The sequence below is a fragment of the Paracidovorax sp. genome (assembly GCF_057642795.1).
Genome location: NZ_JBXYZY010000044.1, coordinates 110859 through 137063, shown reverse-complemented (window position 1 = coordinate 137063; position 26205 = coordinate 110859). Strand labels below are relative to the sequence as shown.

Here is a 26205-nt window from a genome sequence, read left to right as displayed (position 1 = left end):
AGGAATCCAAGATGAGCGCAGTTCTCGACAACCACGGGCATGTCGCCGGCCACCACGACGACCACGCCCACCACCACGGCCCCACGGGCTGGCGCCGTTGGGTGTTTGCCACCAACCACAAGGACATCGGCACGCTCTACCTGCTGTTCTCGTTCACCATGCTGATGATCGGCGGGGTGCTGGCGCTGTTGATCCGTGCCGAATTGTTCCAGCCTGGGCTGCAGATCGTGAACCCCGAGCTCTTCAATCAGCTCACCACCATGCACGGGCTCATCATGGTGTTCGGGGCCATCATGCCGGCCTTCGTGGGCTTCGCGAACTGGATGATCCCGCTGCAGATCGGCGCATCGGACATGGCCTTCGCGCGCATGAACAACTTCAGCTTCTGGCTGATGATTCCGGCCGCGCTCATGCTGGTCAGCTCGTTCTTCATGCCCGGCGGCGCGCCTGCCGCGGGCTGGACGCTCTACGCGCCGCTCACGCTGCAGATGGGTCCGTCGATGGATGCCGGCATCTTCGCCATGCACATCCTGGGTGCCTCGTCCATCATGGGATCGATCAACATCATCGTGACCATTTTGAACATGCGCGCTCCGGGCATGACGCTCATGAAGATGCCGATGTTCTGCTGGACCTGGCTCATCACCGCCTACCTGCTGATCGCCGTGATGCCCGTGCTGGCCGGGGCCATCACCATGACGCTGACCGACCGCCACTTCGGCACCAGCTTCTTCAACCCCGCGGGAGGCGGCGACCCGGTGATGTACCAGCACATCTTCTGGTTCTTCGGCCACCCCGAGGTGTACATCATGATCCTGCCGGCCTTCGGCATCATCAGCCAGATCGTGCCGGCCTTCAGCCGCAAGAAGCTCTTCGGTTATGCCTCCATGGTGTATGCCACCTCGTCCATCGCCATCCTGTCGTTCATCGTGTGGGCGCATCACATGTTCACCACGGGCATGCCGGTCACGGGCCAGCTGTTCTTCATGTACGCCACCATGCTGATCTCGGTGCCCACGGCCGTGAAGATCTTCAACTGGATCGCCACCATGTGGCGTGGCTCCATGACCTTCGAGACGCCGATGCTGTTCGCGGTGGGCTTCATCTTCGTGTTCACCATGGGAGGCTTCACCGGGCTCATCCTCTCGATGGCGCCCATCGACATCCAACTGCAGGACACCTACTACGTCGTGGCCCACTTCCACTACGTGCTGGTGGCCGGCTCGCTGTTCTCCATGTTCGCGGCCTACTACTACTGGGCGCCGAAGTGGACGGGCGTGATGTATTCGGAACGGCGCGGCCAGATCCACTTCTGGGGCTCGCTCATCACCTTCAACATCACCTTCTTCCCGATGCACTTCCTGGGCTTGGCCGGCATGCCGCGCCGCTACGCCGACTATCCCATGCAGTTCGCCGACTTCAACATGGTGGCCTCGATCGGTGCCTTCGGCTTCGGGCTGATGCAGGTGTATTTCTTCCTCGCCGTCGTGCTGCCCGCCATGCGCGGCAAGGGCGAGCTTGCGCCCCAGCGCCCGTGGGAAGCTGCTGAGGGTCTGGAATGGGAAGTGCCTTCGCCGGCCCCCTTCCACACCTTCGAGACCCCGCCGAAGCTCGACGCTTCCGCTACCCGCGTGATTGGCTGACGCCGCAGGAAATCGAGGCACATGATGGCGACCCCCGAGCAGAAAAAAGCCAACCTGCGCATGGCCCTGGTCCTCTTGTCCATCGCCATCGCCTTCTTCGTCGGCTTCATGGCCAAGATCCTCTGGCTGCACTGAGCGCCCCGCCATGAGCCTGCGCCGAGAGAACTTCAAGATGGTAGGCAAGCTGGCCGTGATCTCGGCCGGCATGTTCGCCTTCGGCTATGTGCTCATCCCCATCTACAAGCACATCTGCGAGGTGACGGGCATCAACATCCTGTCGCTGTCGGAGCGCCAGGTGCCCGGCAACGGCACGGCCGGCCGCGACGTGAAGCTGCCGGCCAACACTCAGGTGGACCTGAGCCGCACCATCACCGTCGAATTCGACGCCAACGCGCGCGGCCCGTGGGATTTCAAGCCCGCGCAGCGCTCGGTCAAGGTCCATCCGGGCGAGCTGACGACGGTGATGTACGAATTCCAGAACGTGCAGAACCGCCGCATGGCGGCCCAGGCCATCCCCAGCTATGCGCCGCGTCAGGCCGCGGCGCATTTCAACAAGCTCGAATGCTTCTGCTTCAACCAGTACACGCTGGAGCCGCGCGAGAAGAAGCAGTGGCCGGTGGCCTTCGTCATCGACCCCAAGCTTTCCAAGGACGTGACCACGATCACCCTGTCCTACACCTTCTTCGAAGTGGGCGGCAAGACGCCGCCCGCGCCCCAGACGACCGCGGCCGCGCCCGCGCAGCGACCGCAGGCGGGCTCATGAAGCAGGACGGCGCCACGCCTTCGCCACCCGCCGCGCCGGCGCGCAAGGGCTCGCTGCTGCGCACCGTGCGTGCCGTGGCCTGGTCCTTCCTGGGCGTGCGCAAGGGGGCCGAATACCGGCAGGACCTGGAGAAGATCCAGCCGCTGCACATCATCGTGATCGGCCTGGTGGCGGCCTTCCTCTTCGTAGCGCTGCTGATGGTGGCCGTGAACTGGGTCGTGCACGCCTGACGGCCCGGACCGACCGAACGACGACACAAGAATACCGAGACTGAGGAGCTGAGACATGAGCGCATCCACCCCCGGCACCACGCCCTACTACTACGTGCCCGCCGAGTCGCGCCACCCGGTGATGGCGGCGGCGGGCCTCTTCTTCGTGATCCTGGGCGCGGGCCAGTGGATCAACGGCCACGACTGGGGCAAGTATTCGCTTGCCTTCGGGCTGGCCTGGTGGCTGTTCGTTCTTTACCAGTGGTTCAGTGACGCGGTGCGCGAGAGCGAGGGCGGGCTCTATGGCCACAAGATCGACCTCTCTTATCGCTGGAGCATGAGCTGGTTCATCTTCTCCGAGGTGATGTTCTTCGGCGCCTTCTTCACGGCGTTGTGGTGGGCGCGCGCGCATTCCGTGCCAGCGCTGGGCAGCCTGGACAACGCGCTGCTTTGGCCCGACTTCAAGGCCGTCTGGCCCAGCATGGCGGCCGGCGCCACGGCATCGCCCGCGGAGATCGTCGAGCCCTTCCAGACCGTGGGCCCGTTCTGGCTGCCCACCATCAACACGGCGCTGCTGCTGACCTCGGGCGTGACGCTCACCATCGCCCACCATGCGCTGCGCGAAAGCCACCGCTCGCGCGCCGTCGGCTTCATGTGGGCCACGGTGGTGCTGGGGTTCGTGTTCCTCTGCGTGCAGGGCTACGAGTACTACCACCTCTACAACGACCTGAACCTCAAGCTCAGCTCGGGCGTGTTCGGCTCCACCTTCTTCATGCTCACGGGCTTCCACGGCTTCCACGTGTTCATCGGCATGCTGATGCTGCTGTTCATCACGCTGCGGCTGCAAAAGGGCCACTTCACGCCCGAGCGCCACTTCGGCTTCGAAGGCGCGGCCTGGTACTGGCACTTCGTGGACGTGGTGTGGCTCGGCCTCTACGTGCTGGTCTATTGGTTCTGACCGGTTCATTGGGCCCTGGAAAAAGAAAAAGCGCCCGAGGGCGCTTTTTCGCTTTTTTCCTTCTCGGTCAGGTCCCGGGCTACTTGCCGGCCGGCAGGCCCGTGGGCTGGATGTAGCCCAGCTTCCACGCGGCGAGCAAGCCGAGGAAGAGCACAATCGACAAGGCCACGCGCAGCGCAAGGGCGCGGGCCATGTGGCCGCTGCGGGCCCGGTTGTCGCGGCCGTTGCGCATCATGAAGAAGAGGGCCGAGCCCAGGCTGGCCAGAATGCCCAGAAAAGCCAGCACCACTATGTATCGCATGCGAGGCATTATCCCGTGAACATCCTTCCGCGTCCCCGGCGCGCCGCCCTGGGGCTGCGCTTCTGGTGCATCGCCGCCGCGGCGTTCGCGGCCGTGCTGCTGACGGCATCGCTGGGCCGCTGGCAGCTCCAGCGGGCCGCGCAGAAGGAGGCCCTGCAAGCCGCCATGGACCAGCGCGCGGCGCTGCCGCCCCTGGACGCCGCCCAGCTCGCAGCAGCCCTGGGCGCGCCGGCCGATTCCGTCGATGCGCTCCTGCACCGCCAGGCGCGGCTGCGGGGCCAGTGGCTGCCGCAGGCCACCGTCTTTCTCGACAACCGCCAGATGCAGGGCCGACCGGGGTTTTTCGTGGTCACGCTCCTCAGGCTGGCGACGCATCCCGAGGTGGTGGTGGCCGTGCAGCGCGGTTGGGTGCCGCGCGATTTCCAGGACCGCACCCGGCTGCCCCAGGTGCCCACGCCTGCGGGCGACGTCGAGATCGCAGGCCGCATCGCCCCACCGCCTTCGCGCCTCTACGAGCCCGGCGGAACCGCCGCGCCGGAGGGGTCTTCCCGCATCCGGCAAAATCTCGACCTCGCCGCCTATGGTGCCGAGCACGGCCTGGCGCTGGCGCCCCTGTCGCTGCTGCAGACCGGCAGCGACGATGCCGGCCCGCAGGGGCTGCGGCGCGACTGGCCCGCCATCGACAGCGGCGTCGCCAAACACTACGGCTACGCATTCCAATGGTTCGGGCTCTGCGGCCTGGTGGTAATCCTCTATGTCTGGTTCCAAATCGTCCGACGCCTCCTTCGCCCACGCGGCGAGCCTGCCACCTCCGCCTGAAGCGGCGGACGGCGCGCACCCGCTCGGGCTGACCATCCACAGCCTGCCCGGCACCGGTGCGGCACTGGACGATGCCCAGCGCTCGCGCGCCGGCCGCTGGAAGATGCTGGCCGTCATGCTGGTCTGCGCGGCGCCGGTGATCGCCTCGTATCTCACCTACTACGTGCTGCGCCCCGAGGGCCGGCGCAACTTCGGCGAACTCATCGCCCAGCAGCCGCCGTTGCCCGCGCAATTGCCCGTGACCACCCTGGACGGCAAGGCCGGCACGCTGGGCCAGCTGACCGGCCAGTGGCTGCTGGTGAGCGTGGCGCCCGGCGCCTGCGGTGAGGACTGCCGCAATCACCTCTACCTGCAGCGCCAGCTGCGCGAGAGCCTGGGCAAGGAAAAGGACCGGCTCGACTGGGTCTGGCTGGTGTCCGACGCCGCTCCCGTGCCCGCCGACATCGCCCCCGGCCTGCAGACCGCCACCGTGCTGCGCGGCGATGCGGCCGCCATTGCGCAGTGGCTGCAGCCCGCGCCGGGCCAGGCGCTGGCCGACCACCTCTACCTCGTCGATCCGCTGGGCCACTGGATGATGCGCTTTCCCGCCGGACTGGACCGTGCCGGCGCCGCCAAGGCCAAGCGCGATCTGGATCGCCTGCTGCGCGCTTCGTCCTCCTGGGATCAGCCCGGCCGTCCGCAGACCGACCTGCCGGCGCCCACCGCCGCCCAACCATGAACGACGTGCAACAACCGCTCTACGACCTGGCGCCGCTGCTGCGCCTCATGCTGCTCGGGGCGCTCATCGCCCTGGGGCCGCTGGCCTGGGTGTGGCTGCGCAACCGTCGCAGCTCTCCGCTGCGCCGCGTGCAGGCGCTCACCGTGCTCACGCTGTTCCTCACCTTCGACCTGGTCATGTTCGGTGCCTTCACCCGGCTCACCGATTCCGGCCTGGGCTGTCCCGACTGGCCCGGCTGCTACGGCAACGCGAGCCCGGTGGGCGCGCATGCCGAAATCTCGGCCGCGCAGCAGGCCATGCCGACCGGCCCCGTTACCCACGGCAAGGCCTGGGTCGAGATGATCCACCGCTACCTCGCCACCAGCGTGGGCGTGCTCATCATCGTGCTCACGGTGATCGCCTGGCGCCAGTGGCGGCGCGCTCGCCGCAGTGGCGTCGCCGCGCACGGGCCGGCGCTCAGCCCCTGGTGGCCCACCGCCACGCTGGTCTGGGTGTGTCTCCAGGGCGCGTTCGGCGCGCTCACCGTCACCATGAAGCTGTTCCCGGCCATCGTCACGCTGCACCTCATCGGCGGCATCGTGCTGCTGGCCCTGCTGTGCGTGCAGGCCGTGCGGCAGACCCAGGCCGCGCAGGGCACGGCCCGCCTGCCGATCGGCACCGGCCTGCGCTGGCTGCTGGCAGGCACGACGGCGCTGGTCGCGGTGCAGATCGTGCTGGGCGGCTGGGTCAGCACCAACTACGCGGTGCTGGCCTGCACCACCTTCCCCACCTGCCACGGCAGCTGGTGGCCCGACATGGCCTTCGCCCAGGGCTTCGAGATCTGGCGCCCGCTGGGCATGCTGCAGGACGGCAGCAACATCAGCTTCGCCGGGCTCACGGCCATCCACTACGTCCACCGGCTGGCGGCCTACGTGGTACTGGCGGCGCTGGCGCTGCTGGTCTGGCGGCTGCGCCGCGCCGGGGCGCTGCCGTCGCAGGCGCGCTGGCTGGCCGGCCTGGCGCTGATGCAGTTCGCCACGGGCCTGTCCAACGTGGTGCTCGACTGGCCCCTGGTGGCCGCTGTGCTGCACACCGGCGGCGCCGCCGCGCTGGTGGTGGTGCTGACCTGGGCGCTCACGTCCAGCCGCTCGGCCCTGACGGGCGAGGTGGCTGGCAACGCTTCCTTTTTCCCTCCGGCGGACCCGGTTCCGCCATCGACATCGACCCCGGCGCCATCGCATGGCGCCACGAGAATTTCCGCATGAGTGCCGCTCCCGCCCCCGCGCCCCATTCCCCGGCGCCCCCCTTGTCCCTGCCGTCGCGCTGGTCGCAGTTCTATGCGCTGACCAAGCCGCGCGTGGTGCAGCTGATCGTCTTCTGCGCCTTCATCGGCATGGTGCTGGCCGTGCCTGGCCTGCCCGATGCGGGCCAGTGGGCCCGCATGGCCGTGGCCTCGGCCGGCATCTGGCTGGTGGCCGGTGCGGCAGCGGCCTTCAACTGCATCGTGGAGCAGGGCATCGACGCGCGCATGAAGCGCACGGCCTGGCGGCCGACGGCCAAGGGCGAGCTGTCCAACCTGCAGACGCTGCTGTTCTCGGCGGCGCTCTGCACGGCGGGCTCGGCGCTGCTCTACGTGTGGATCAACCCGCTGACCATGTGGCTCACCTTCGCCACCTTCGTGGGCTATGCGGTGGTCTACACCGTGATCCTCAAGCCGCTGACGCCGCAGAACATCGTGATCGGCGGCGCCTCCGGCGCCATGCCGCCGGTGCTGGGCTGGGCGGCCATGAGGGGCGACGTGGGCCCGGAGGCGCTGATCCTCTTTCTCATCATCTTCCTCTGGACGCCGCCGCACTTCTGGGCCCTGGCGCTTTACCGGGTGGAGGACTATCGCCGCTCCGGCCTGCCCATGCTGCCCGTGACGCACGGGAACGAATTCACCCGTTTGCAGGTCTTCCTCTACACGTTGATTCTGTTCGCCGGCTGCCTGATGCCATTCGTCTATGGCATGAGCTCATGGATCTACCTGGCCGCGGCCGTGGTGCTGAGCTTGGGCTTTTGCGGCTATGCCTTCGCGCTGTGGCGCAACTACTCCGACGAACTGGCGCGCAAGACCTTCCGTTTTTCATTGATCCACCTGAGCCTGCTCTTCGCGGCGCTGCTGGTGGACCACTACGTACTTTGACCGATCCATGTTGACGCAACGACGCAATGCTCTCCGATTGATAGCTGCAGGCGCCCTTTCCTCGGGCGCTGCAGGCCTGCTGGCGGCCTGCTCCAAAAAAGAAAAGGTGAGCGAGTTCAAAGGGGTGGACATCACCGGCGCCGAATACGCCCGCGACTTCCAGCTGCCCGACCAGAACGGACAGGTGCGCAGCCTGAAGGACTTCGCCGGCAAGATCGTGGTGGTGTTCTTCGGCTACACGCAGTGCCCCGACGTATGCCCCACCTCCATGGTCGAGTTGGCCGAGGTCAAGCGCGCACTCGGCTCCGACAGCAACCGCATGCAGGGCATTTTCATCACCGTCGATCCTGAGCGCGACACCCCCGAGGTGCTGCGCGCCTACATGGCCAACTTCGACCCGGGCTTCCTCGCGCTGCGTGGATCGCCCGAGCAGCTCGCGGCCGTGGCCAAGGACTTCAAGATCTATTACAAGAAGGTGGACGGCCAGACGCCCACCAGCTACACCATGGACCATTCGGCAGGCAGCTACGTGTACGACCCGCAGGGCCGCCTGCGCGTCTACAACCGCTACGGCAGCGGCGCCCAGGCGCTGTTGCACGACGTGCAGGTCTTGCTCAGGGAGCCGGCGACCGCCGCTGGCTGAAACGGCCCAGCGGCAGGCACTCAGGCGGCACGCCTGGCAGCCGGCTCGCGTCTGGCAGGCGATGCCGGTGTGCTGCGGGGCGTGAGCGGCCGAAACGCCGGCAGCCGTGCGGGGGCTGCCCCGGCTGCATGGGGCGCGATCGGGGGTAGCGGCGGCGCTGCCGGAGCCACCTGGGGCACCGAGGCCACCGGCTCCGCCGTTTCGATGACCACCGGCTGGGCTGGCGCCTCTGGCCGCTCTGTCGTCGCGGCACCGCCGGGGGGGCAACCTTCCGCCAGCACGGCCAGCGTGTCCCGCACGATCTCGCAGTGCCAACGGTCGTGGCGCACCAGTCCGTTGAGCCGGGTGAGCTGGGTGATGCTGCGCGCCACCGTCTCCCGCGTCGTTGCCAGCAGGGACGCCAGCACTGCATGGCTCGGCAACCTCACGCGCGTGCTGCGCTGCGCATCGGCCAGCAGCAGCAACGCGCCGGCCAGCTGGCCCGTCGCGCCCCGCACCCGCAGGATGCGCGCCCAGTCGGCCAGCAAGGCATAAGCCCGCAGCTGTTCCCGCGCCAGGTCGAGGAGGGCGTTGCCGGCCAGCAGCTCGCTGCGCGCCAGCGTCGCCACGTCGATCTCACACACCCGTCCTGGCAGAACCGCCACGCAGGACAGGTCCGCCGGCTGCTCCAGCAGGCCGGGCGTTCCCAGCGTCTGCCCGCAGCCCGCCAGCCCGATGGGGCGATGCACGCCGTCTCCTGCGCTGCGCTGCAACAGCACCGTGCCCACTTTCACGATCTGCACGAAGGCCTGCTCCGCGCCCTGGCGCTGCAGCACCTCGCCGCGCTGCACGCGCCGTTCGCGGATGTGCGGCTCCCAGGCTGCACGCAAGGCTTTCTCCTGGCGGCCCAGCAGGCAGTGCGGCCGGCTGGCGCAGTCGGCGCAGGCCTTGTGGTCCAGTGCGCGCGGGTTCATGCGCAGGCCCGCTCTGAGATGGGGGATAAAAAGTTCCGTGGGCGCTTTTTCTGATGGGGTTGATTGCTATGAAAATAGCAGCAATCTCCCCGGCGGGTAACGGGCATGGCGGAATCTTTCATGCCGCCTCAGGTGTAGGCCAGATCCGTGTGCCGGCTGGTGATCAGCTCGCCCGCCGACAGCGACATCAGCAGCAGCGCGATGCGCTCGTGCATGATCAGCGTGTGGTAGTTGCCCGTGGCCACCATCTGGCGGCGCAGGGTGTCGCGCACGGCCGGTACGCCGGTCGTGTCGATGAGTACATCGACGGGCGAGCCGTCCGGTTGCAGCAGCGTCATGAAGTCCGCAGTGACCGGCACGCCGTGTTCTCGTGCCAGCGCGATGCCGGGCATGGACAGGTCCAGGTCGGCTACACCGACGATCTGCACGAACGGCGCGCTCAGCAACTGGCGCAGCAGCGGCGTTCCGGTCTGTCCGGCGCCGATGATTGCGATGCGGAACCCTGGCATGGCGAACTCTCCCCGTGGTCGAAAGCCGCAGTCTGCCGGCGACCGCGCCGTGGGGGCATGACCTGGATCAAAGGCCCGTGAACGGGCCCGCCAGGCCTGGCGCCGAGGCTAATCCTGCCGAATACCGCGCTCGCGGATCACCCGGCCCAGCAGGGCGGTATCGGTGTCGATACGATTGGCCAGGCCTTCTGGTGAGGAGCCCACGGTCTGCCAGCCCTGCTGGAAGAGTTTGGAGCGCACGTCGGGCGTGCGGGCGATATTCGCCAGCGTGGCCGCGAGCCGCGCGCGCACCGGCGCCGGCATGCTGGCCGGCGCCGCGAAGGCGTTCCAGATCTCCAGGTTGAAGTCCTTCACGCCCACCTCGGCCATGCTGGGCACGCCCGGCGCCAGGGAGCTGCGCCCGCTGGAGGTCACGCCGATCAGACGCAGCTTGCCGGCGCGCTCCTGCGCGAGCGCCAGCGCGGGGGGGAGCAGCGCCATCTGCAGCTGGCCGCCCAGCATGGCGGTGGCCACCTGCGGATAGCCGGGGTAGGGCACATGCACCGGGGCGATGCCGGCGCGGGCCTTCAGCAGTTCGGTACCCAGATGGCCGACCGTACCCACGCCGGGCGTGCCGTAGCTCCAGCGGTCGCCCGCGCGGCGAGCCGCTTCCAGGAAGGCGCGTCCGTCCGCGCCGGCCGGCACGTCGGGCTGGCTCACCGGAGCGGCCAGCACCAGCGGCGACACGCCGATCAGGCTGAGCGGCGCCAGGTCCTTGTGCGGGTCGTAGGGAACGTGGGGATTGATGAGCCGGGCGATGGTCAGGTTGCCGTTGATGAAAAGGCCGATGGTGTGTCCATCCGTTGCCTTCGCCACCGCGTCGGCGCCGACGTTGCCGCCTGCGCCCACCTTGTTCTCCACAATGACCGGCTGACCCAGGGCCTGGGCGAGCGGATCGGCAAAGGTGCGCGCCGTGAGATCGGGTGAAGAGCCGGGCGGAAAGCCCACGATGATGCGCAGTGGCCGGGTGGGCCAGCCCGGAGTGGCGGCAACGGCGCTGGGGGCCGGCGTGGCGCCAGCCTTGGTAGCGCCGCCGGCTTGCTGCGCCAGGGCGGTGGTGGCGAAGAGGGCCAGTGGCAGGGCGGTGCTGGCCAGGCTGGCAGCCAGCCAGGTACGGCGGGAAAGCTTCATGGGGTGGTATCTCCTGCGGGGCGCGGCGGGCCGCATCCCAGTGGAATGCAGGCCAGGGGCCATGAAAAAAGCGCGCAGGCCGGTAGGGTCTGCGCGCTCGATTATGGGCCGGCCCCGTGACGGAGCGGGGGCTTGCGGGTCAGGCGTATTCGGCCAGGGCCTTCTTCATTTTCTTCATGGCGGCCACTTCGATCTGGCGAATGCGCTCGGCGCTCACGCCATACACGGCTGCCAGTTCGTGCAGCGTCATGCCGCCCGAGCCATCGTCGTTCACCTTCAGCCAGCGCTCTTCCACGATGCGGCGGCTGCGGTCGTCCAGGCTCTCCAGCGCGGATGCGATGCCGTCGGTCGCCATCACGTCGCGCTGGCGGCTCTCGATCATGGCGGTGGGCTCGTGTGAGCCGTCGGCCAGGTAGGCGATGGGGCCGAAGGCCTGCTCGCCGTCATCGGAGGGAGCCGGGTCCAGCAGCACGTCGCCGCCCGACAGCCGGGTCTCCATCTCGATGACTTCCTCGCGCTTGACGTTGAGCTGTGCAGCGACGGCGTCGATCTCCTGGTCGGACAGGGTCTCGCGGTGGGTCGCTGCGTCCTGCGCGGCCGCATCGGCCTTGAAGCCTTGCTTCATCGACCGCAGATTGAAGAACAGCTTGCGTTGGCTCTTGGTGGTCGCCACCTTCACCATGCGCCAGTTTTTCAGCACGTATTCGTGGATCTCGGCCTTGATCCAGTGCATGGCATAGCTGACCAGGCGCACGCCCTGGTCAGGGTCAAAGCGCTTGACAGCCTTCATCAAGCCCACGTTGCCTTCCTGGATCAGGTCGCCATGTGGCAAGCCGTAGCCCAGATATTGGCGGGCGATGGAGACGACCAGGCGCAGGTGCGACATCACCAGGCGGCCGGCGGCCTCCACATCGTTGTTGTCCTTGAGTTGGCGAGCGTAGGTACGTTCCTCGTCAGCCGTCAGCATCGGCAGGCGGTTCACCGCCGAGATGTAAGCGTCGAGGTTGCCCAGCGGGGGGATGAGGGCCCACGGACTGGCAGGTGCCAGGGCGTTCGCAGCGGTTCCAGACTGAAGCGTCATTCCAGAAATCCTTTCTTCCATGGGTTTCACTTTAGCAGTCTGTTGGAGGGAGTGCTAAAGCGAAAGTTCCTCACCCTGCGTAGGACAGGGCTGTCTGAGAGCGTGTTGAAAGTCTTTGGCGGCGCAAACGCGTTGCCGGGAGGGGCTGCAGTGACGTCGGAGGATGGAGCGCTCCCGCTGCGGGCAGGGGGCAGCCCCCTGCGCCTTTGACCCGCTTCTAACCACGCTCCAGCGCCAGTGCTGGATGGGTAGAGCCTCCTTGCGGCGTGTGCTGCAGTGCGTGGTCCGAGCCCAGGCTGAAGGTGGACACACCACGGACCAGATCGTCCGCCTGCTTCTTCAGGCTGCCGGCGGCCGCCGCCATCTCTTCGACCAGCGCTGCGTTCTGCTGCGTGGCCTGATCCATCTGCGTGATGGACTGGCCGACCTGGCCCACGCCGGTGGCCTGTTCCACGCTGGCGGCACTGATCTCGCCCATGATGTCCGTGACGCGCTGGATGGCGCCCACCACTTCCGCCATGGTGCTGCCGGCCTGGTCCACCAGAGCCGTGCCCTGGTCCACCCGCTCCACGCTGGTGCTGATCAGGTTTTTGATCTCCTTGGCTGCGTCGGCGGAGCGGCCCGCCAGGCTGCGCACTTCGCTGGCCACCACGGCGAACCCGCGGCCCTGCTCGCCTGCACGGGCGGCTTCCACCGCCGCGTTCAGCGCCAGGATGTTGGTCTGGAAGGCGATGCCGTCGATCACCGAGATGATGTCGCTGATCTTGCGTGAGCTTTCGTTGATGCCCTTCATGGTGGTGACGACCTGATCCACCACTTGGCCGCCCCGCACCGCGACCATGGCGGCGTTCTGAGCCAGCTGGTTGGCCTGGCGGGCGTTGTCGGCGTTCTGCTGGACGGTCGAGCCCAGCTGTTCCATGGAGGCGGAGGTTTGTTCAAGGGTGCTGGCCTGGCTTTCCGTGCGTCCGCTCAGATCATGATTGCCCTGGGAGATTTCGGCGCTGGCGGTGGCCACGGCTTCGGCGTTGTGACGCACGTTGCCCACCGTCGTGCGGAGGTTCTCCCGCATATCTTCGAGCGCCAGCAGCATCTGGGCGAGCTCATCCTTGCCGGAGACGGCCGTGGCCTGGCTCAGGTCACCCTGCGACATGCGTGCGGCGGCTTCGGCGCACTCGCGGGCGCGGCGCGCGAGGTTGCCGGCCAGCATCACGGCGACGACCGCGCTCAGGGCCACCATGATCGCGAGGCCGGCAATCAGCTCGATACGGCCCCGCTGATAGGTGGCGGCGGCGAGATCGGCCGCGGTCTGGCTGCCTTTGTTGTTGATGGTGATCAGGTCGTCCAGCGCCTTATTGGCCGCGCGGTACGCCACGGCTGCGGGGCCCACGAAGATCGCCCGCACGGCGTCGATATTGTTCTCGCGGGCGTAGTTCAGCTGCTCGGGCAGGGTGGAACCGTAGTTGATCACCTGGGTGCGCACTTCCTGATAGAGCGCGCGTTCTTCCGGGGTCTCGAAAAGCGGCGCCGCGGCATCGACCGATGCAGTGAGCGCGACGCTGGCGTTCTCCACGACCTTGATGGCCTGCGGCATCGGCGAATTGGGTCCCGTGAGAATCAGGCCCAGGCGGCCGATACGCAGCGCGGACAGGTTGCGGCTGATGGCCCCGGCGGCCGCCACACTGGGCAAGGCCTTCTTGGAAATCTCTGCCGAACGTGCGTTCATGCTGGAGAGATTGGCGATGCCGAGCAGGCTGACGATGCAGGCCACGACCAGCACCAGTGCAAAGCCCGCCAGCAGCTTGGTGCGTATTGCCCAGTTATTCAAGTTCATCGTCTCGTGCCTTCAAATTCGGAATGGGGAGCGGCCAGTAGGGGGGAATTACTTGGATAAGACGCTCATAACTGATCCAAGAGGTGGTGGAAATGTAATCTAAAGTAATAATTGACACGGCGTTGTAGTCCGATGTCCTTTCATGCCCATCCGTGTGTTTGTCGCGTGGACGGCTGGCGGACACCTTACGCAGCAGAACGCGAAAGGGGCGCCCAAGCGCCCCTTCTTTCTGGTGGTCGTTCCCGCGCCTGGTGTCGGGTGAATCTCCAGGCGTTCAGGACAGCAGAGCCTGGGCGAACTCGCGAGCGTCGAAGGTTTCGAGGTCTTCGAGCTTTTCGCCCACGCCGATGAAATAGACCGGAATCGGCCGCTCTTGCGCGATGGCCGCCAGCACGCCGCCCTTGGCCGTTCCATCCAGCTTGGTGACGATCAGGCCGGTGAGCTGTAGCGCGTCGTCGAAGGCCCGGACCTGGGCCAGCGCGTTTTGGCCGGTGTTGCCGTCGATGACCAGCAGCACTTCGTGCGGCGCGGTAGCGTCGGCCTTGGTGACCACGCGGCGGATCTTCTGCAGCTCCTGCATCAGGTGCAGCTGGGTGGGCAGGCGGCCAGCCGTGTCCACCAGCACCACGTCCTTGCCGCGCGCTTTGCCGGCCGTGACGGCATCGAAGCTCACGGCCGCAGGGTCGCCGCCTTCTTGGCTCACGATCTCGACCGTGTTGCGGTCGGCCCAGACGCCCAGCTGCTCCCGCGCCGCGGCACGGAAGGTGTCGGCCGCTGCCAGGAGCACCGCCGCGCCTTCGTTCGCCAGGTGCTTGGTCAGCTTGCCGATGGACGTGGTCTTGCCCGCCCCGTTCACGCCCGCCACCATGATCACGGTGGGCGTGTACTCGCCGATGACCAGCGACTTCTCCAGCGGCCGCAGCAGGTCCGCCAGCGCGTCGGCCAGCAGCGCCTTGACGGCGGCGGGCTCGGTGGTCTTGGTTTCCTTCACGCGGCGCTTGAGGTCGTCCAGCAGATGCTGCGTGGCCTTGACGCCGGTGTCGGCCATCAGCAGGGCCTCTTCGAGTTCCTCGTAGAGCGCATCGTTGATCTGCGTGCCTGTGAAGACGGTGGCGATGCTGCTGCCCGTCTTGCGCAGGCCGGTCTTGAGGCGGTCCAGCCAGCCCTTGCGCTCGGGGGCGGGTGCCGGCGCTGCAGCGGGTGCTGGTGCTGGTGCTGGTGCCGGCGTGGGCGCGGCTGCCATCATGGGAGCGGGGGCCGGGGGCACGAAGGCCGGAGCGGACGGCGTGGCCGACCGCACGGGTGCAGCAGGCGCGGGCGCCGGAGCCGGAGCCGCCACAGGCGCAGCCGCCGGCGCGGGGCCGGCGACCGGAGGGGGCACATAGGCGGCAGGCGCCGGCGTGAAGCTCACAGGCGCCGGCGCTGGCGCAGTGGACGGCTGCACGGCCGGCGTTACGGCCGCAGGAGCCGGAGCGACGGGTTCTGGCGCGACGGCCGGCGCAGCAGGCGCAGGCGGCAGCGCCTGCCCCGTTCCGGGCGCAGCGGCTTCGCCGGCTGAAGGCGCGGCGTCGCTGGCCGAAGGCTTGGCAGCGAAGGGATTGCGCAGCCAGCCGAGGCCTTTGGACAGGGCCGTTTCCGGTGCCGGATCGGCAGCGGGTGCGGCAGGCGCCGCATCGGTGGGTGGGGGCGGCGCGGGCGTGGCGACGCCCTCGGTAGGGGTGGGGGGCTTTTTCTTGAAAAAACTGAACATTGGCGGGTTCTTAGAATCGCAGCCATTCTATGAAACGCGCTATCACCCTCCTGGGCCTGCTGGCCTGCGTGCATGCCGGGGCCCAGCCCGCGGCGTCACCTGCCTCCACCGTGCCCCCCAGCACGGCCTCTTCCACCCCGCAGCCATCGGCTGCCGCCGGCCCGGTGGTGCGTGAATTCACGCTCGGCAATGGTATGCACCTCATCGTGCGGCCCGACCGGCGGGCACCCACGGCCGTCCACATGGTGTGGGTGCGCGTGGGCTCCATCGACGAGGTCGATGGCACCTCGGGCGTGGCGCACGCGCTCGAACACATGATGTTCAAGGGTTCCAGGGTGGTCAAGCCGGGCGAGTTCTCCCGCCGCGTGGCGGCGCTGGGCGGGCAGGAGAACGCGTTCACCAGCCGCGACTACACGGGCTACTACCAGCAGATTCCCGCCAGCCGCCTGGCCGACGTGATGAAGCTGGAGTCCGACCGCTTCGCCAACAACCAGTGGCCGGACGACGAGTTCAAGCGCGAGATCGAGGTCATCAAGGAAGAGCGCCGCATGCGCACCGACGACCAGCCGCGCGCCGCGCTGATGGAGCAGCTCAATGCCGCCACCTTCGTCGCCTCGCCCTACCACCGGCCGGTGATCGGCTGGATGGGCGACCTCGATTCCATGACCCCGGACGATGTGCGCGCGTTCCACCGCCAGTGGTATGTGCCGGCCAACGCCGTGGTGGTGGTCGCGGGCGACGTGGACCCGGAGCGCGTGCGCGCCCTGGCCGAGCAGGCCTACGGCCGCATTCCGGCCCGCGCCGTGCCCGTGCGCAAGCCGCGCCCCGAGCCCGAGCAGCGCGGCATCCGCCGCATCAGCTTCAAGGCGCCGGCCGAGCAGGCCTACGTGGCGCTGGCCTTCCGCGTGCCCAGCCTCCAGCGCATCGACGGCATGACCGCGCAGGACCGCGACGCGCTGGCGCTGATGACGCTGTCGGGCGTGCTCAGCGGTTACGACGGCGCCCGCCTGGAGCGCGCCCTGCGCCAGGGAGAGGGCCGCGTGGCCGACCAGGCCGGCAGCGGCGCGTCCGTGGTGGGCCGTGGCCCCAGCCTGTTCTTCCTGACAGGCGTGCCCTCGGCCGGCAAGACGGCGGCGCAGGTCGAAGCGGGCCTGCGCGCCGAGGTCGCCCGCATCGCCCGCGAAGGCGTGAGCGAGGCCGAGCTGAACCGCGTGAAGACGCAGTGGGCGGCCTCCACCATCTACGAGCGCGATTCGCTGCAGAGCCAGGCCAGCGACCTGGGCAGCAACTGGGTGCAGGGGCTGCCGCTGGACGCGGACATGCGCCTGCTGGAGCTGCTGCGCGGCGTGACCCCGGCCGAGGTGCAGTCGGTGGCGGCGCGCTACTTCGGTGACGACCTGCTCACCGTCGGCACCCTGGTGCCCCAGCCCATCGACCCGGCCGCCCAGCGCGCGCCGGCCCTGCCTGCCGATGCCGCTGGCCGTCTGCACTGACCCCCGATCGCTCTGCCCATGTTCTCCAATACTCTCAAAAAGATAGCGGCTCGCGCACTGTTCGTCAGCGCGGGCGCCGTCTTCTACGCCCATTCCGCCTGGGCGATCCTGCCCATCCAGCACTGGACGGAGCCGAGCGGCGCCGGCGTGTGGCTGGTCGAAAGCCCCGGCATCCCCATGGTCGATGTGCAGGTCAATTTCGACGCCGGCAGCCGGCGCGACCCGGCCGCGCAGGCGGGCCTGGCCCAAGCGGCGGCCCTCATGGCCTCGCGCGGCGTGGCGGCAGGGCCTGACGGCGCGCCCGCGCTGGACGAGAACGCGCTGGGCGAAGCCTGGGCCGATCTGGGCGCCGGCTTCGATGCCAGCGCCGACCGCGACGCATTCAGCTATTCGCTGCGCTCGCTGACCGATCCCGCGCTGGTGGACCGTGCCGTGCGCCTGGCCGCGCGGCAGATGGGGCACCCGAGCTACCCCGCCGACATCTGGCAGCGCGAGCGCACGCGCTGGGACGCGGCCATCAAGGAAGCCGAAACCCGCCCCGGCACCATCGCCGCGCAGACCTTCGCCGCCGACGTGTTCGGCAGCCATGCCTACGGCCAGCGCGCCACGGCCGAGACGCTGGCGCGCATCAGCGTGGCCGATCTGCAGGCCTTCCACCAGCGCTACCTGCAGGCCTGTCGCGCCCGCGTGGCCATCGTCGGCGCCGTGAGCCGCGCGCAGGCGCAGGCCCTGGTGCAGACGCTGCTGTCGCAGCTGCCCCAGCCGCCGCAGGGCCAGGGCTGCGCCGCGCTGCCGCCCGTGCCGGCGGTGCAGCCGCTCGCCAAGGCGGTGGACCAGAACATTCCCTTCGCCTCGGCCCAGGCCCATGTGCTGATCGGCCAGCCCGGCATCGTGCGCAAGGACCCGGACTTCCTCGCCCTGCTGGTGGGCAACCACATCCTGGGCGGCGGCGGCTTCACCTCGCGGCTGACCAACGAGGTGCGCGAGAAGCGGGGCTTAAGCTACAGCGTGGGCAGCGGCTTTTCGCCCGGCCTCAACGCGGGCGCCTTCGTCATCGGCCTGCAGACCCGGCCCGACCAGGCGGCGCAGGCGGTGCAGGTGTCGCAGGAAGTGCTCAAGCGTTTCGTCGAACAGGGCCCGACCGAGGCCGAACTGCGCGCCGCCAAGGACAACCTGATCGGCGGCTTCGCGCTGCGCATCGACAGCAACCGCAAGCTGCTGGGCAACGTGGTCAACATCGCCACCAACGATCTGCCGCTCGACTACCTGGAGCACTGGACCGACCGCGTGGCCGCGCTCACGGTGGCCGACATCCGCGCCGCCTTCCAGCGCAAGCTGCAGCCGGACCGCATGGTGACCGTGGTGGTGGGCGGCGCGGCCGCCCCTGCCGCGCAGGCCGCGGCGGCTCCTGCGCCCGCGCGGGCCGCTTCCGCGCCGGGAGCCCGCCCTTGAACGCCCCGCGCCGCAACGCCGCCGCCCAGCCGGCCAAGGCCGCCGCAGCCCCCGCCGCCCGCAAATCCCCCGCTGCCCGAGCCGGCGGCGGTGCGGGCGAGATCCGCATCATCGGCGGCCTCTGGAAGCGCACCCGCCTGCCCGTGGCCGATCGCCCCGGCCTGCGCCCCACGCCCGACCGCGTGCGCGAGACGCTCTTCAACTGGCTGGGCCAGGACCTGACCGGCTGGCGGTGCATCGACGCCTTCGCCGGCACTGGCGCGCTGGGGTTGGAAGCCGCCTCGCGCGGCGCCGCCCAGGTCGTGCTGGTCGAGCAGGACCCCGGCCTGGCCGCGCAGCTCGAAACCCTGCGCGAGCGCCTGGGCGCCCAGGCCGTGCGCGTGCAGCGCGGCGACGGCGTGGCGGCCCTGCGCGCGCTCGCGCCCGGCAGCCAGCATCTGGTGCTGATCGACCCGCCCTTCGCCGGCGAGCTGTTCGCCCCGGCGCTGGCCGCCGCCGCCCGCGCCCTGGCTCCCGACGGCTTCATCTACCTGGAGGCGCCCGCCGCCTGCGCGGCCGAGGCGATCGCGCCACTGGGGCTGGAGCTGCACCGCCATCTGAAGGCCGGCGCCGTCCACGCGCATCTGCTGCGGGCGGTGCCTGGCGGAACCTCGGCCGCAGCTGTCGATTGATCTGCTATTAAATAAATAGCTAATAGCCCCGATGGATCAAGCGCTGCGGCCGGTTTTTGCTTGAAATATCATGGCCTGCGGGCCGGGTGGGCGGCACTGCATAATCCGCCCACCCATCAGCCCCACACCCCACCGCCATGGCCCAGAACGTCCTCGCCGTCTATCCCGGAACCTTCGACCCCATCACCCTGGGCCACGAAGACGTGGTGCGCCGCGCCACGCAGCTCTTCGGCCGCGTGATCGTCGCCGTGGCGGCGGGGCACCACAAGAAGACCCTGTTCAGCCTGGACGAACGCATCGCCATGGTGCGCGAGGCCGTCGCCGCCTATCCGCAGGTGCAGGTGGAGAGCTTTTCGGGTCTCTTGCGCGACTTCGTCGTCGAGCGCGGCGGCAAGGCGATGGTGCGCGGCCTGCGCGCGGTGACCGACTTCGACTACGAATTCCAGCTCGCCGGCATGAACCGCAGCCTCATGCCCGAGGTCGAGACCGTGTTCCTCACGCCCAGCGACCGCTTCCAGTTCATCAGCAGCACCTTCGTGCGCGAGATCGCCTCGCTGGGCGGCGAGGTGGACAAGTTCGTCTCGCCGCCGGTGCTCGCGCGGCTCAAGGCCAAGGTCGGCCGCGCCGATTGAGCCCCCCCGCGCCAAGGGGCCTGAGAAAAGAAGGCCCGGCTTCAGGGGAAATCTCTGCAGGGCAGGTGCCCGTCATCTCAATGGGCTCGGGACTTGCTAGGATGGCCTCATATGTCCATCCACGCCGCACTCCACCACGTCACCCACTACGCCTATGACCGGCCGATCGGCCTGGGTCCGCAGATCGTGCGATTGCGCCCGGCGCCGCATTGCCGCAGCCACGTGGTCTCGTATTCGCTGAAAGTGGAGCCCGCCAACCATTTCATCAACTGGCAGCAGGACCCGTTCGCCAACTACCAGGCGCGGCTGGTGTTCCCCGAGAAGACCACCGAATTCAAGGTCACGGTGGACCTGGTGGTAGAGATGTCGGTCTACAACCCGTTCGACTTCTTCCTGGAGCCGCACGCCGAGAACTTCCCATTCCGCTACAGCGAATCCCAGGCGCAGGAACTCGCCCCCTATCTGGTCACCGATCCGGTCACGCCGCTGCTGCAGAGCTACCTGGACAAGATCGACCTCACCGAGCGTCGCACCATCGACTTCCTGGTCGCCATCAACCAGCAGGTGGCCAGCGACATCCAATACCTCATCCGCCTGGAGCCCGGCGTGCAGACGCCCGAGGAAACGCTGGAAAAGGCCAGCGGCTCCTGCCGCGATTCCGCCTGGCTGCTGGTGCAGATGCTGCGCCACGTGGGCCTGGCGGCGCGCTTCGTGTCGGGCTACCTGATCCAGCTCACCCCGGACGTCAAGTCGCTCGACGGCCCCAGCGGCACCGACCATGACTTCACCGACCTGCACGCCTGGTGCGAGGTCTATCTGCCCGGCGCCGGCTGGATCGGCCTGGACGCCACCAGCGGCCTGATGGCCGGCGAAGGCCACATCCCGCTGGCCTGCACGCCGCAGCCCTCCAGCGCCGCTCCCATCGAAGGGCTGGTGGACGAGGCCGAGGTCGAATTCCGCCACGACATGCGCGTCACGCGCATCCACGAATCGCCGCGCGTCACCAAGCCCTACTCCGAAGAGCAGTGGCAGGACGTGCTGGCCCTGGGCGAGGCGGTGGACGCCGAACTCGTGGCCGGCGACGTGCGCCTGACCATGGGCGGAGAGCCCACCTTCGTCGCCGTGGCCGACCGCGACGCGCCGGAATGGAACACCGACGCCCTCGGCCCCACCAAGCGCGGCTATGCCACCGAACTGGTCCACAAGCTGCGCGCCGAATACGGCCACGGCGGCTTCCTGCACTTCGGCCAGGGCAAGTGGTACCCGGGCGAGCAGCTGCCGCGCTGGGCCCTTTCGATCTGCTGGCGCGCCGACGGCCAGCCCGCCTGGAACAACCCGGCGCTCTTTGCCGACGAGCGCACGCCCCAGCGCTACACCAGCGAAGACGCGCGCCGCTTCATCCACCACCTCACCGGCAAGCTGGGCCTGACCGGCCGGCACATCCAGCCGGGCTATGAGGACACCTGGTACTACCTCTGGCGCGAACGCCGCCTGCCGGTCAACGTCGATCCCTTCGACGCCCGGCTCGACGACGAGCTCGAACGCGCCCGCCTGCGCCGCGTCTTCGCGCAGAAGCTCGACAGCGTGGTCGGCTACGTGCTGCCGCTGGAGCCGGCCGAAGGCGTGCCGCAACTCTCCGGCACGGCCTGGAAGACCGGTCCCTGGTTCTTCCGCGACGAACGCATGTACCTCATCCCGGGCGACTCGCCCATGGGCTACCGCCTGCCGCTCGATTCCCTGCCCTGGGTGAGCGAGGGCGACTACCCCTATCTGGTGCCGGCCGATCCCTCCGTCGCCGCCCAGAATCTGCCGGCCGCCCACGTGCTGCGTGCCCGCTATGCGCCCGGCGCTCCCGCGCCGCAGACCGCCGTGAACGCCCCGCGCGAAGCCCGACGCGTGATGCAGATGCGCGCCGATGGCAGCACCTATGCGTCCACCGCGGCCGACGGCCAGGGCGATGTCCAGCAGGAGCCCGCCGACTTCGTGAAGGCGCCGGCCCGCTTCGAATCCGCCCAGGGCCACACCCGCACCGCCCTCTGCGTGGAAGCGCGCGACCCGCGCCGCGCCAACGGCCCCAAGGCCGAGACGGTGGGCGAGGCCAGCAGCGTGCTCTACGTCTTCATGCCGCCGCTGGCGCGCCTGGAGGACTACCTCGACCTGCTCGCCGCAGTCGAAGCCACGGCCGAAGAGCTCGGCGTGCAGATCGTGCTCGAAGGCTATCCGCCGCCGCGCGACCCGCGACTGAAGCTGCTGCAGGTCACGCCCGATCCCGGCGTGATCGAGGTCAACATCCACCCCGCCCACCACTGGGGCGAGCTGGTGCAGCACACCGAATTCCTCTACCAGGCCGCCTTCGAGACGCGCCTGTCGGCCGAGAAGTTCATGACCGACGGCCGCCACACCGGCACCGGCGGCGGCAACCACTTCGTGATGGGCGGCGCCACGCCGGCCGATTCGCCCTTTTTGCGCAAGCCCGAGCTGCTGGCCAGCCTGATCCTCTACTGGCACAACCACCCGTCCCTGAGCTACCTCTTCAGCGGCATGTTCATCGGCCCGACCAGCCAGGCGCCGCGCGTGGACGAAGCCCGCAACGACCAGCTCTACGAGCTGGAGATCGCCCTGCGCGAGATCGAGAAGAACCGAGCCGTCTATGGCCAGGACATGCCGCCCTGGCTGGTGGACCGCACGCTGCGCAACATCCTGATCGACGTGACGGGCAACACCCATCGCAGCGAGTTCTGCATCGACAAGATGTATTCGCCCGACAGCAGCACCGGCCGCCTGGGCCTGCTGGAGCTGCGCGCCTTCGAGATGCCGCCCCATGCGCGCATGAGCGTGGTGCAGCAGCTGCTGCTGCGCGCGCTCATCGCCCGCTTCTGGAAGGCGCCCTACAAGGCGCCCGCGGCCCGCTGGGGCACCGAGCTGCACGATCGCTGGCTGCTGCCTACCTTCGTGCGCCAGGACCTGCACGATGTGCTGGCCGACATGCGCGAGGCAGGCTATGCCTTCGACGACGCCTGGTTCGCGCCGCACTTCGAATTCCGCTTCCCGCTGGTCGGCCAGGTGCAGTCGCGCGGCATCGAGCTCACCCTGCGCAACGCGCTCGAACCCTGGCACGTGATGGGCGAAGAGGGCGTCATCGGCGGCACCATGCGCTACGTCGATTCCTCGCTCGAACGCATCGAGATCTCGGTCACCGGCTTCAACGAGAGCCGCTACGTCGTCACCGTCAACGGCCAGCCGCTGCCGCTGCAGCCCACCGGCACGGCGGGCGAATACGTGGCCGGCGTGCGCTACAAGGCCTGGAACCCGCCCAGCGCGCTGCACCCGACCATCGGCGTGCATGCGCCGCTCACCTTCGACATCGTGGACACCTGGTCGCAGCGCTCGCTGGGCGGCTGCCAGTACCACGTGGCGCATCCGGGCGGGCGCAACTACGTCACCTTCCCGGTGAACGCGTACGAGGCTGAAAGCCGCCGCCTGTCGCGCTTCTTCCGCATGGGCCACACGCCCGGCCCCATGGCCGTACCACCCGCCACCATCGAACTGCCCGGCAGCCGCGAGTTTCCGTTCACGCTCGACCTGCGCCGCGCCATGCGACCTTGAGCGAGGACGCAGGGCGGCCCGCGCCACCGGACGAGGCGCGGGCCGATGTCGCTGTGGAGGCGCCGAACGGCGGCGGCGGGGTGCCCACGACCGCAGGATCGGATTTACCCGACAATCCCGGGGCTGTGGAACACCCCAACGAATCCCTTTTCACGCCCGAGTCGCCGGAAACCCCGGCCGATCTTGCGGCGGCGCTTGCGCCGCCCGCGCTGCCCGGCCACTACGACGAGCTGCGCGGCATGGGTGTGCCGGTGGCCGAAGACGCGGCCGATGCCGCCGCGGCTGCATCGGGCACGGCAGCGTCCGCCGGCCCCGCGGCGGCTGCGCGTGCTGCAGCCGCCGCGCCCCTCACGTCGGAATGGGCCGAATTCTTCGGCCATCTGGGCCAGGACGGCTTTGCCGATCTGGACCGCCGCACGCTCAGCCTGCGCCGCCAGGTGCGCGACAACGGCATCACCTACAACGTCTATGCCGACGCCCATGGGCCGCAGCGCCCCTGGGCCGTGGACCTCTTCCCGCTGATCCTCACGCCGCATTGCTGGAGCCGCATCGAAGCCGGCGTGCTGCAGCGCACGCAGCTGCTCGAACGCATCATGGCCGACGTCTATGGCCCGCAGCAGCTGCTGGCCGAGGGGCTGCTGCCCAGCGCGCTGGTGCAGGGCCACCCCGGCTATCTGCGGCCCATGCATGGCGTGGCGCCGGTGGGGGGAACGCACCTGCACATCGCGGCGTTCGACATGGCGCGCGATGCGCAGGGCGACTGGTGGGTGGTGTCGCAGCGCACCCAGGCGCCCTCCGGCCTGGGCTATCTGCTCGAAAATCGGCTGCTCGTTTCGCGTCTCTTTCCCGATGCCTTCGGCCAGATGCCGGTGCAGCACCTGGCCGCCACTTACCGCGCGCTGCTCGACAGCCTGCGCCAGCGCACCACGGCCGGTGCCGATGCGCGCATCGTGCTGCTCACGCCCGGGCCCTACAACGAAACCTATTTCGAGCATGCCTACCTGGCGCGCTACCTGGGCCTCACGCTGGTGGAGGGCAGCGACCTCACCGTGCGCGGCGAGCATCTCTATCTGAAGACCCTGCACGGCCTGCAGCCGGTCCATGGCATCCTCAAGCGGCTGGATGACGAATTCCTCGACCCGCTGGAGCTGCGCAGCGACTCGCGCCTGGGCGTGCCCGGGCTGCTGCAGGCCATCCGCGCCGGCAACGTGCTGGTGGCGAACGCGCCGGGCTCGGCTTTTCTTGAATCGACCGCGTTGCTGGGCTTTCTGCCGGCGCTCTCGCGTCACCTGCTGGGCGAGGAGCTGGCCCTGCCGTCGCTGCCGACCTGGTGGTGCGGCGAGGACGCGGCCCGGCAGGCGGTGCTGCCGGAGCTGGCGCAGAGCGTGATCCGCCCCACGTGGCCCGGCGCGGCGGCGGCCGGCGAAGCCGCCATGCCCGTGCTCTGCCACAGCCTCACGCCCGCGGAGCTCGCCGTCTGGCGCGAGCGCATCCAGCGCGAAGGCGATGCCTACACCGTGCAGGCCTACCAGCCGCTCTCGCAGATGCCCACCTGGCGCAATGCCACGGGTGGGCGCAACATCGCGCCGCGCTCCGTCATGCTGCGCGTCTTCGCCGTGTCCGACGGGCCGGGCGCCTGGCGCGTGCTGCCGGGCGGGCTGGCGCGCATCGCCACCGGCACGCACGAGATGACCTCCATGCAGCGCGGCGGCAGCAGTGCCGACGTGTGGGCGCTGACCTCCGGCGCGGTGGATACCACCACGCTGCTGCCCTCCGCACAGGCGGCGCCGGCGGTGACCCACCGCAGCCGCCAGGTCACCAGCCGCTCGGCCGAGAATCTGTTCTGGCTGGGCCGCTACACCGAGCGGGCCGAGAACACCATCCGCCTGGCCCGGCTGGCGCTGCAGAGCCTGAACGGCGAAGACCAGTCCTCCCAGCCCCTGCTGGCCTGGATCAGCTCGCTGGCGCAGCGCCAGGGCCTGATGCTGCCGCAGGTGCCCGGTGCTCCCCGTGGCCGGCGCGTGTTCGAGCGCGCGCTGATCGCCGGCCTGGCCGACACTGCGCGCGCCACGAGCGTGGGCTACAACCTGCGCGGCATCCGGAGTGCGGCGGCGGCCGTCCGCGACCGGCTCTCGCAGGAACAGTGGAACCTGATCGTGCGCGCCGAGGTCGATTTCTTCCAGCAATGTCCCACGGGTGCGCACGAGGGCGACTACTCCGCGCCTGAATCGCTGCGCGTGCTGGAGGTGCTCAGCGGCCACATGGCCGCCATGACCGGCGCGCAGACCGACCGCATGATGCGCGACGACGGCTGGCGGCTCCTCTCCATCGGACGCAATCTGGAGCGCCTGGGCTTCCTCTCCGATGCGCTTGCGCGCGGCTTAGACACCGCCGCCGTGGCCGACGAGGGCGGCTTCGAGGCCATCGTCGCCCTGTTCGACAGCACCATCACCTTCCGCGCGCAATACCAGTTGCGCCACGATGTGGCCGCCCTGGTGGATCTGCTGGTGCTGGACCAGGACAACCCTCGCTCGCTCGCCTGGGTGGCGCAGACCCTGCGCGGGCGATTGCGCAAATTGCACCGCGGCGCGCAGCACAATGCCGGCCCGGGGCTGGCCGATGGCGAATCGGAGCTGACGCTGTTCGACCCCGCTGAGCTGCCTCTGGAAGAGCTCTGCGCGCAGGACGAGGCGGGCCGCTATCCCGCGCTCGCCGAGACGCTGGCGCGCTGCACGAGCGAATCGTGGCGCCTGTCCGACCAGCTGGGCGCACGCTATTTCACCCACTCGGGCGAGCAGCGCCAGAGCCTGGGCACCTGATCGATCGTCCACCCTGTCAC

At 69.1% G+C, this 26205-nt stretch carries 23 protein-coding genes; 16 read left to right on the top strand and 7 right to left on the bottom strand.

Annotated features, from left to right (window positions below; translation table 11 throughout):
• Positions 1-11: 11 nt before the first annotated feature.
• Genes ctaD through AC3A84_RS18025 form a run of 5 tightly spaced genes read left to right on the top strand, consistent with a single transcriptional unit; the run spans position 12 to position 3573 of the window.
• Positions 12-1643, top strand: coding sequence for a cytochrome c oxidase subunit I (gene ctaD / locus AC3A84_RS18045; RefSeq protein WP_487971398.1), 1632 nt, complete (start codon positions 12-14; stop codon positions 1641-1643).
• Positions 1644-1667: 24 nt separating this feature from the next.
• The gene (locus AC3A84_RS18040) at positions 1668-1778 is read left to right on the top strand and encodes a cytochrome oxidase small assembly protein (protein WP_487971499.1); all 111 of its coding nucleotides are present in this window, start codon (positions 1668-1670) and stop codon (positions 1776-1778) included.
• Positions 1779-1788: 10 nt separating this feature from the next.
• The gene (locus tag AC3A84_RS18035) at positions 1789-2406 is read left to right on the top strand and encodes a cytochrome c oxidase assembly protein (protein ID WP_487971397.1); all 618 of its coding nucleotides are present in this window, start codon (positions 1789-1791) and stop codon (positions 2404-2406) included.
• Positions 2403-2636, top strand: coding sequence for a DUF2970 domain-containing protein (locus AC3A84_RS18030; RefSeq protein WP_288508894.1), 234 nt, complete (start codon positions 2403-2405; stop codon positions 2634-2636). The genes AC3A84_RS18035 and AC3A84_RS18030 overlap by 4 nt, the downstream gene beginning before the upstream one ends.
• Before the next feature lie 55 nt (positions 2637-2691).
• Positions 2692-3573 (top strand): cytochrome c oxidase subunit 3, encoded by an 882-nt coding sequence (locus AC3A84_RS18025; protein ID WP_487971396.1) that lies wholly within the window; start codon positions 2692-2694, stop codon positions 3571-3573.
• 79 nt (positions 3574-3652) lie between these two features.
• Here AC3A84_RS18025 and AC3A84_RS18020 read toward each other — a convergent pair whose 3' ends face one another.
• Positions 3653-3874, bottom strand: a complete 222-nt coding sequence (locus AC3A84_RS18020) for a twin transmembrane helix small protein (protein WP_487971395.1) — start codon at positions 3872-3874, stop codon at positions 3653-3655.
• Between the two features lie 15 nt (positions 3875-3889).
• Here AC3A84_RS18020 and AC3A84_RS18015 point away from each other — a divergent pair, with 15 nt between their 5' ends.
• From AC3A84_RS18015 to AC3A84_RS17995, 5 genes are read left to right on the top strand one after another with little or no spacing between them, the layout of a single operon-like run.
• On the top strand, positions 3890-4693 hold the full coding sequence (locus AC3A84_RS18015) for an SURF1 family protein (RefSeq protein WP_487971394.1): 804 nt from the start codon (positions 3890-3892) through the stop codon (positions 4691-4693).
• Complete coding sequence (locus AC3A84_RS18010) at positions 4629-5411, top strand: SCO family protein (protein WP_487971393.1); 783 nt, start codon at positions 4629-4631, stop codon at positions 5409-5411. The genes AC3A84_RS18015 and AC3A84_RS18010 overlap by 65 nt, the downstream gene beginning before the upstream one ends.
• Positions 5408-6655 carry a COX15/CtaA family protein gene (locus tag AC3A84_RS18005; RefSeq protein WP_487971392.1) on the top strand — a complete coding sequence of 416 codons (1248 nt, stop codon included), beginning with the start codon at positions 5408-5410 and terminating at the stop codon, positions 6653-6655. The genes AC3A84_RS18010 and AC3A84_RS18005 overlap by 4 nt, the downstream gene beginning before the upstream one ends.
• Positions 6652-7575 (top strand): heme o synthase, encoded by a 924-nt coding sequence (cyoE, locus tag AC3A84_RS18000; protein WP_487971391.1) that lies wholly within the window; start codon positions 6652-6654, stop codon positions 7573-7575. Before AC3A84_RS18005 ends, cyoE begins: the two co-directional genes overlap by 4 nt.
• Before the next feature lie 7 nt (positions 7576-7582).
• Positions 7583-8218 carry an SCO family protein gene (locus AC3A84_RS17995; RefSeq protein WP_487971390.1) on the top strand — a complete coding sequence of 212 codons (636 nt, stop codon included), beginning with the start codon at positions 7583-7585 and terminating at the stop codon, positions 8216-8218.
• A 20-nt stretch (positions 8219-8238) separates the two neighbouring features.
• Here AC3A84_RS17995 and AC3A84_RS17990 read toward each other — a convergent pair whose 3' ends face one another.
• The 6 genes from AC3A84_RS17990 to ftsY form a co-directional block, all read right to left on the bottom strand.
• On the bottom strand, positions 8239-9171 hold the full coding sequence (locus tag AC3A84_RS17990) for a Crp/Fnr family transcriptional regulator (RefSeq protein ID WP_487971389.1): 933 nt from the start codon (positions 9169-9171) through the stop codon (positions 8239-8241).
• A 128-nt stretch (positions 9172-9299) separates the two neighbouring features.
• On the bottom strand, positions 9300-9680 hold the full coding sequence (locus AC3A84_RS17985) for an oxidoreductase (protein WP_487971388.1): 381 nt from the start codon (positions 9678-9680) through the stop codon (positions 9300-9302).
• 108 nt (positions 9681-9788) lie between these two features.
• Positions 9789-10850, bottom strand: coding sequence for a Bug family tripartite tricarboxylate transporter substrate binding protein (locus tag AC3A84_RS17980; protein WP_487971387.1), 1062 nt, complete (start codon positions 10848-10850; stop codon positions 9789-9791).
• 139 nt (positions 10851-10989) lie between these two features.
• The gene (rpoH, locus tag AC3A84_RS17975; RefSeq protein WP_487971386.1) at positions 10990-11931 is read right to left on the bottom strand and encodes an RNA polymerase sigma factor RpoH; all 942 of its coding nucleotides are present in this window, start codon (positions 11929-11931) and stop codon (positions 10990-10992) included.
• A 217-nt stretch (positions 11932-12148) separates the two neighbouring features.
• Positions 12149-13762, bottom strand: coding sequence for a methyl-accepting chemotaxis protein (locus tag AC3A84_RS17970; RefSeq protein WP_487971385.1), 1614 nt, complete (start codon positions 13760-13762; stop codon positions 12149-12151).
• Positions 13763-14036: 274 nt separating this feature from the next.
• Positions 14037-15173: a signal recognition particle-docking protein FtsY gene (gene ftsY, locus AC3A84_RS17965; RefSeq protein WP_487971498.1), complete on the bottom strand. Its 1137-nt coding sequence runs from the start codon at positions 15171-15173 to the stop codon at positions 14037-14039.
• Positions 15174-15541: 368 nt separating this feature from the next.
• On the opposite strand from ftsY, the gene AC3A84_RS17960 reads away from it, so the two are divergent.
• The 6 genes from AC3A84_RS17960 (at position 15542) to AC3A84_RS17935 (ending at position 26185) form a co-directional block, all read left to right on the top strand.
• Positions 15542-17005 carry a M16 family metallopeptidase gene (locus tag AC3A84_RS17960; protein ID WP_487971384.1) on the top strand — a complete coding sequence of 488 codons (1464 nt, stop codon included), beginning with the start codon at positions 15542-15544 and terminating at the stop codon, positions 17003-17005.
• Positions 17006-17023: 18 nt separating this feature from the next.
• Positions 17024-18457 (top strand): M16 family metallopeptidase, encoded by a 1434-nt coding sequence (locus AC3A84_RS17955; RefSeq protein ID WP_487971383.1) that lies wholly within the window; start codon positions 17024-17026, stop codon positions 18455-18457.
• Complete coding sequence (gene rsmD / locus AC3A84_RS17950) at positions 18454-19128, top strand: 16S rRNA (guanine(966)-N(2))-methyltransferase RsmD (RefSeq protein ID WP_487971382.1); 675 nt, start codon at positions 18454-18456, stop codon at positions 19126-19128. Before AC3A84_RS17955 ends, rsmD begins: the two co-directional genes overlap by 4 nt.
• Positions 19129-19265: 137 nt before the next feature.
• Positions 19266-19760 carry a pantetheine-phosphate adenylyltransferase gene (coaD, locus tag AC3A84_RS17945; protein WP_092938464.1) on the top strand — a complete coding sequence of 165 codons (495 nt, stop codon included), beginning with the start codon at positions 19266-19268 and terminating at the stop codon, positions 19758-19760.
• Positions 19761-19871: 111 nt separating this feature from the next.
• On the top strand, positions 19872-23366 hold the full coding sequence (locus AC3A84_RS17940; RefSeq protein WP_487971381.1) for a transglutaminase family protein: 3495 nt from the start codon (positions 19872-19874) through the stop codon (positions 23364-23366).
• 125 nt (positions 23367-23491) lie between these two features.
• Positions 23492-26185 (top strand): circularly permuted type 2 ATP-grasp protein, encoded by a 2694-nt coding sequence (locus AC3A84_RS17935; RefSeq protein WP_487971380.1) that lies wholly within the window; start codon positions 23492-23494, stop codon positions 26183-26185.
• Positions 26186-26205 lie beyond the last annotated feature (20 nt).

Bases quoted from the DNA above. Each gene is read 5' to 3' on its own strand.
- ctaD (WP_487971398.1), top strand. From the start codon at position 12: ATGAGCGCAGTTCTCGACAACCACGGGCATGTCGCCGGCCACCACGAC.
- AC3A84_RS18040 (WP_487971499.1), top strand. From the start codon at position 1,668: ATGGCGACCCCCGAGCAGAAAAAAGCCAACCTGCGCATGGCCCTGGTC.
- AC3A84_RS18035 (WP_487971397.1), top strand. From the start codon at position 1,789: ATGAGCCTGCGCCGAGAGAACTTCAAGATGGTAGGCAAGCTGGCCGTG.
- AC3A84_RS18030 (WP_288508894.1), top strand. From the start codon at position 2,403: ATGAAGCAGGACGGCGCCACGCCTTCGCCACCCGCCGCGCCGGCGCGC.
- AC3A84_RS18025 (WP_487971396.1), top strand. From the start codon at position 2,692: ATGAGCGCATCCACCCCCGGCACCACGCCCTACTACTACGTGCCCGCC.
- AC3A84_RS18020 (WP_487971395.1), bottom strand. From the start codon at position 3,874: ATGCGATACATAGTGGTGCTGGCTTTTCTGGGCATTCTGGCCAGCCTG.
- AC3A84_RS18010 (WP_487971393.1), top strand. From the start codon at position 4,629: ATGTCTGGTTCCAAATCGTCCGACGCCTCCTTCGCCCACGCGGCGAGC.
- AC3A84_RS18005 (WP_487971392.1), top strand. From the start codon at position 5,408: ATGAACGACGTGCAACAACCGCTCTACGACCTGGCGCCGCTGCTGCGC.
- cyoE (WP_487971391.1), top strand. From the start codon at position 6,652: ATGAGTGCCGCTCCCGCCCCCGCGCCCCATTCCCCGGCGCCCCCCTTG.
- AC3A84_RS17995 (WP_487971390.1), top strand. From the start codon at position 7,583: ATGTTGACGCAACGACGCAATGCTCTCCGATTGATAGCTGCAGGCGCC.
- AC3A84_RS17990 (WP_487971389.1), bottom strand. From the start codon at position 9,171: ATGAACCCGCGCGCACTGGACCACAAGGCCTGCGCCGACTGCGCCAGC.
- AC3A84_RS17985 (WP_487971388.1), bottom strand. From the start codon at position 9,680: ATGCCAGGGTTCCGCATCGCAATCATCGGCGCCGGACAGACCGGAACG.
- AC3A84_RS17980 (WP_487971387.1), bottom strand. From the start codon at position 10,850: ATGAAGCTTTCCCGCCGTACCTGGCTGGCTGCCAGCCTGGCCAGCACC.
- rpoH (WP_487971386.1), bottom strand. From the start codon at position 11,931: ATGACGCTTCAGTCTGGAACCGCTGCGAACGCCCTGGCACCTGCCAGT.
- AC3A84_RS17970 (WP_487971385.1), bottom strand. From the start codon at position 13,762: ATGAACTTGAATAACTGGGCAATACGCACCAAGCTGCTGGCGGGCTTT.
- AC3A84_RS17960 (WP_487971384.1), top strand. From the start codon at position 15,542: ATGAAACGCGCTATCACCCTCCTGGGCCTGCTGGCCTGCGTGCATGCC.
- AC3A84_RS17955 (WP_487971383.1), top strand. From the start codon at position 17,024: ATGTTCTCCAATACTCTCAAAAAGATAGCGGCTCGCGCACTGTTCGTC.
- coaD (WP_092938464.1), top strand. From the start codon at position 19,266: ATGGCCCAGAACGTCCTCGCCGTCTATCCCGGAACCTTCGACCCCATC.
- AC3A84_RS17940 (WP_487971381.1), top strand. From the start codon at position 19,872: ATGTCCATCCACGCCGCACTCCACCACGTCACCCACTACGCCTATGAC.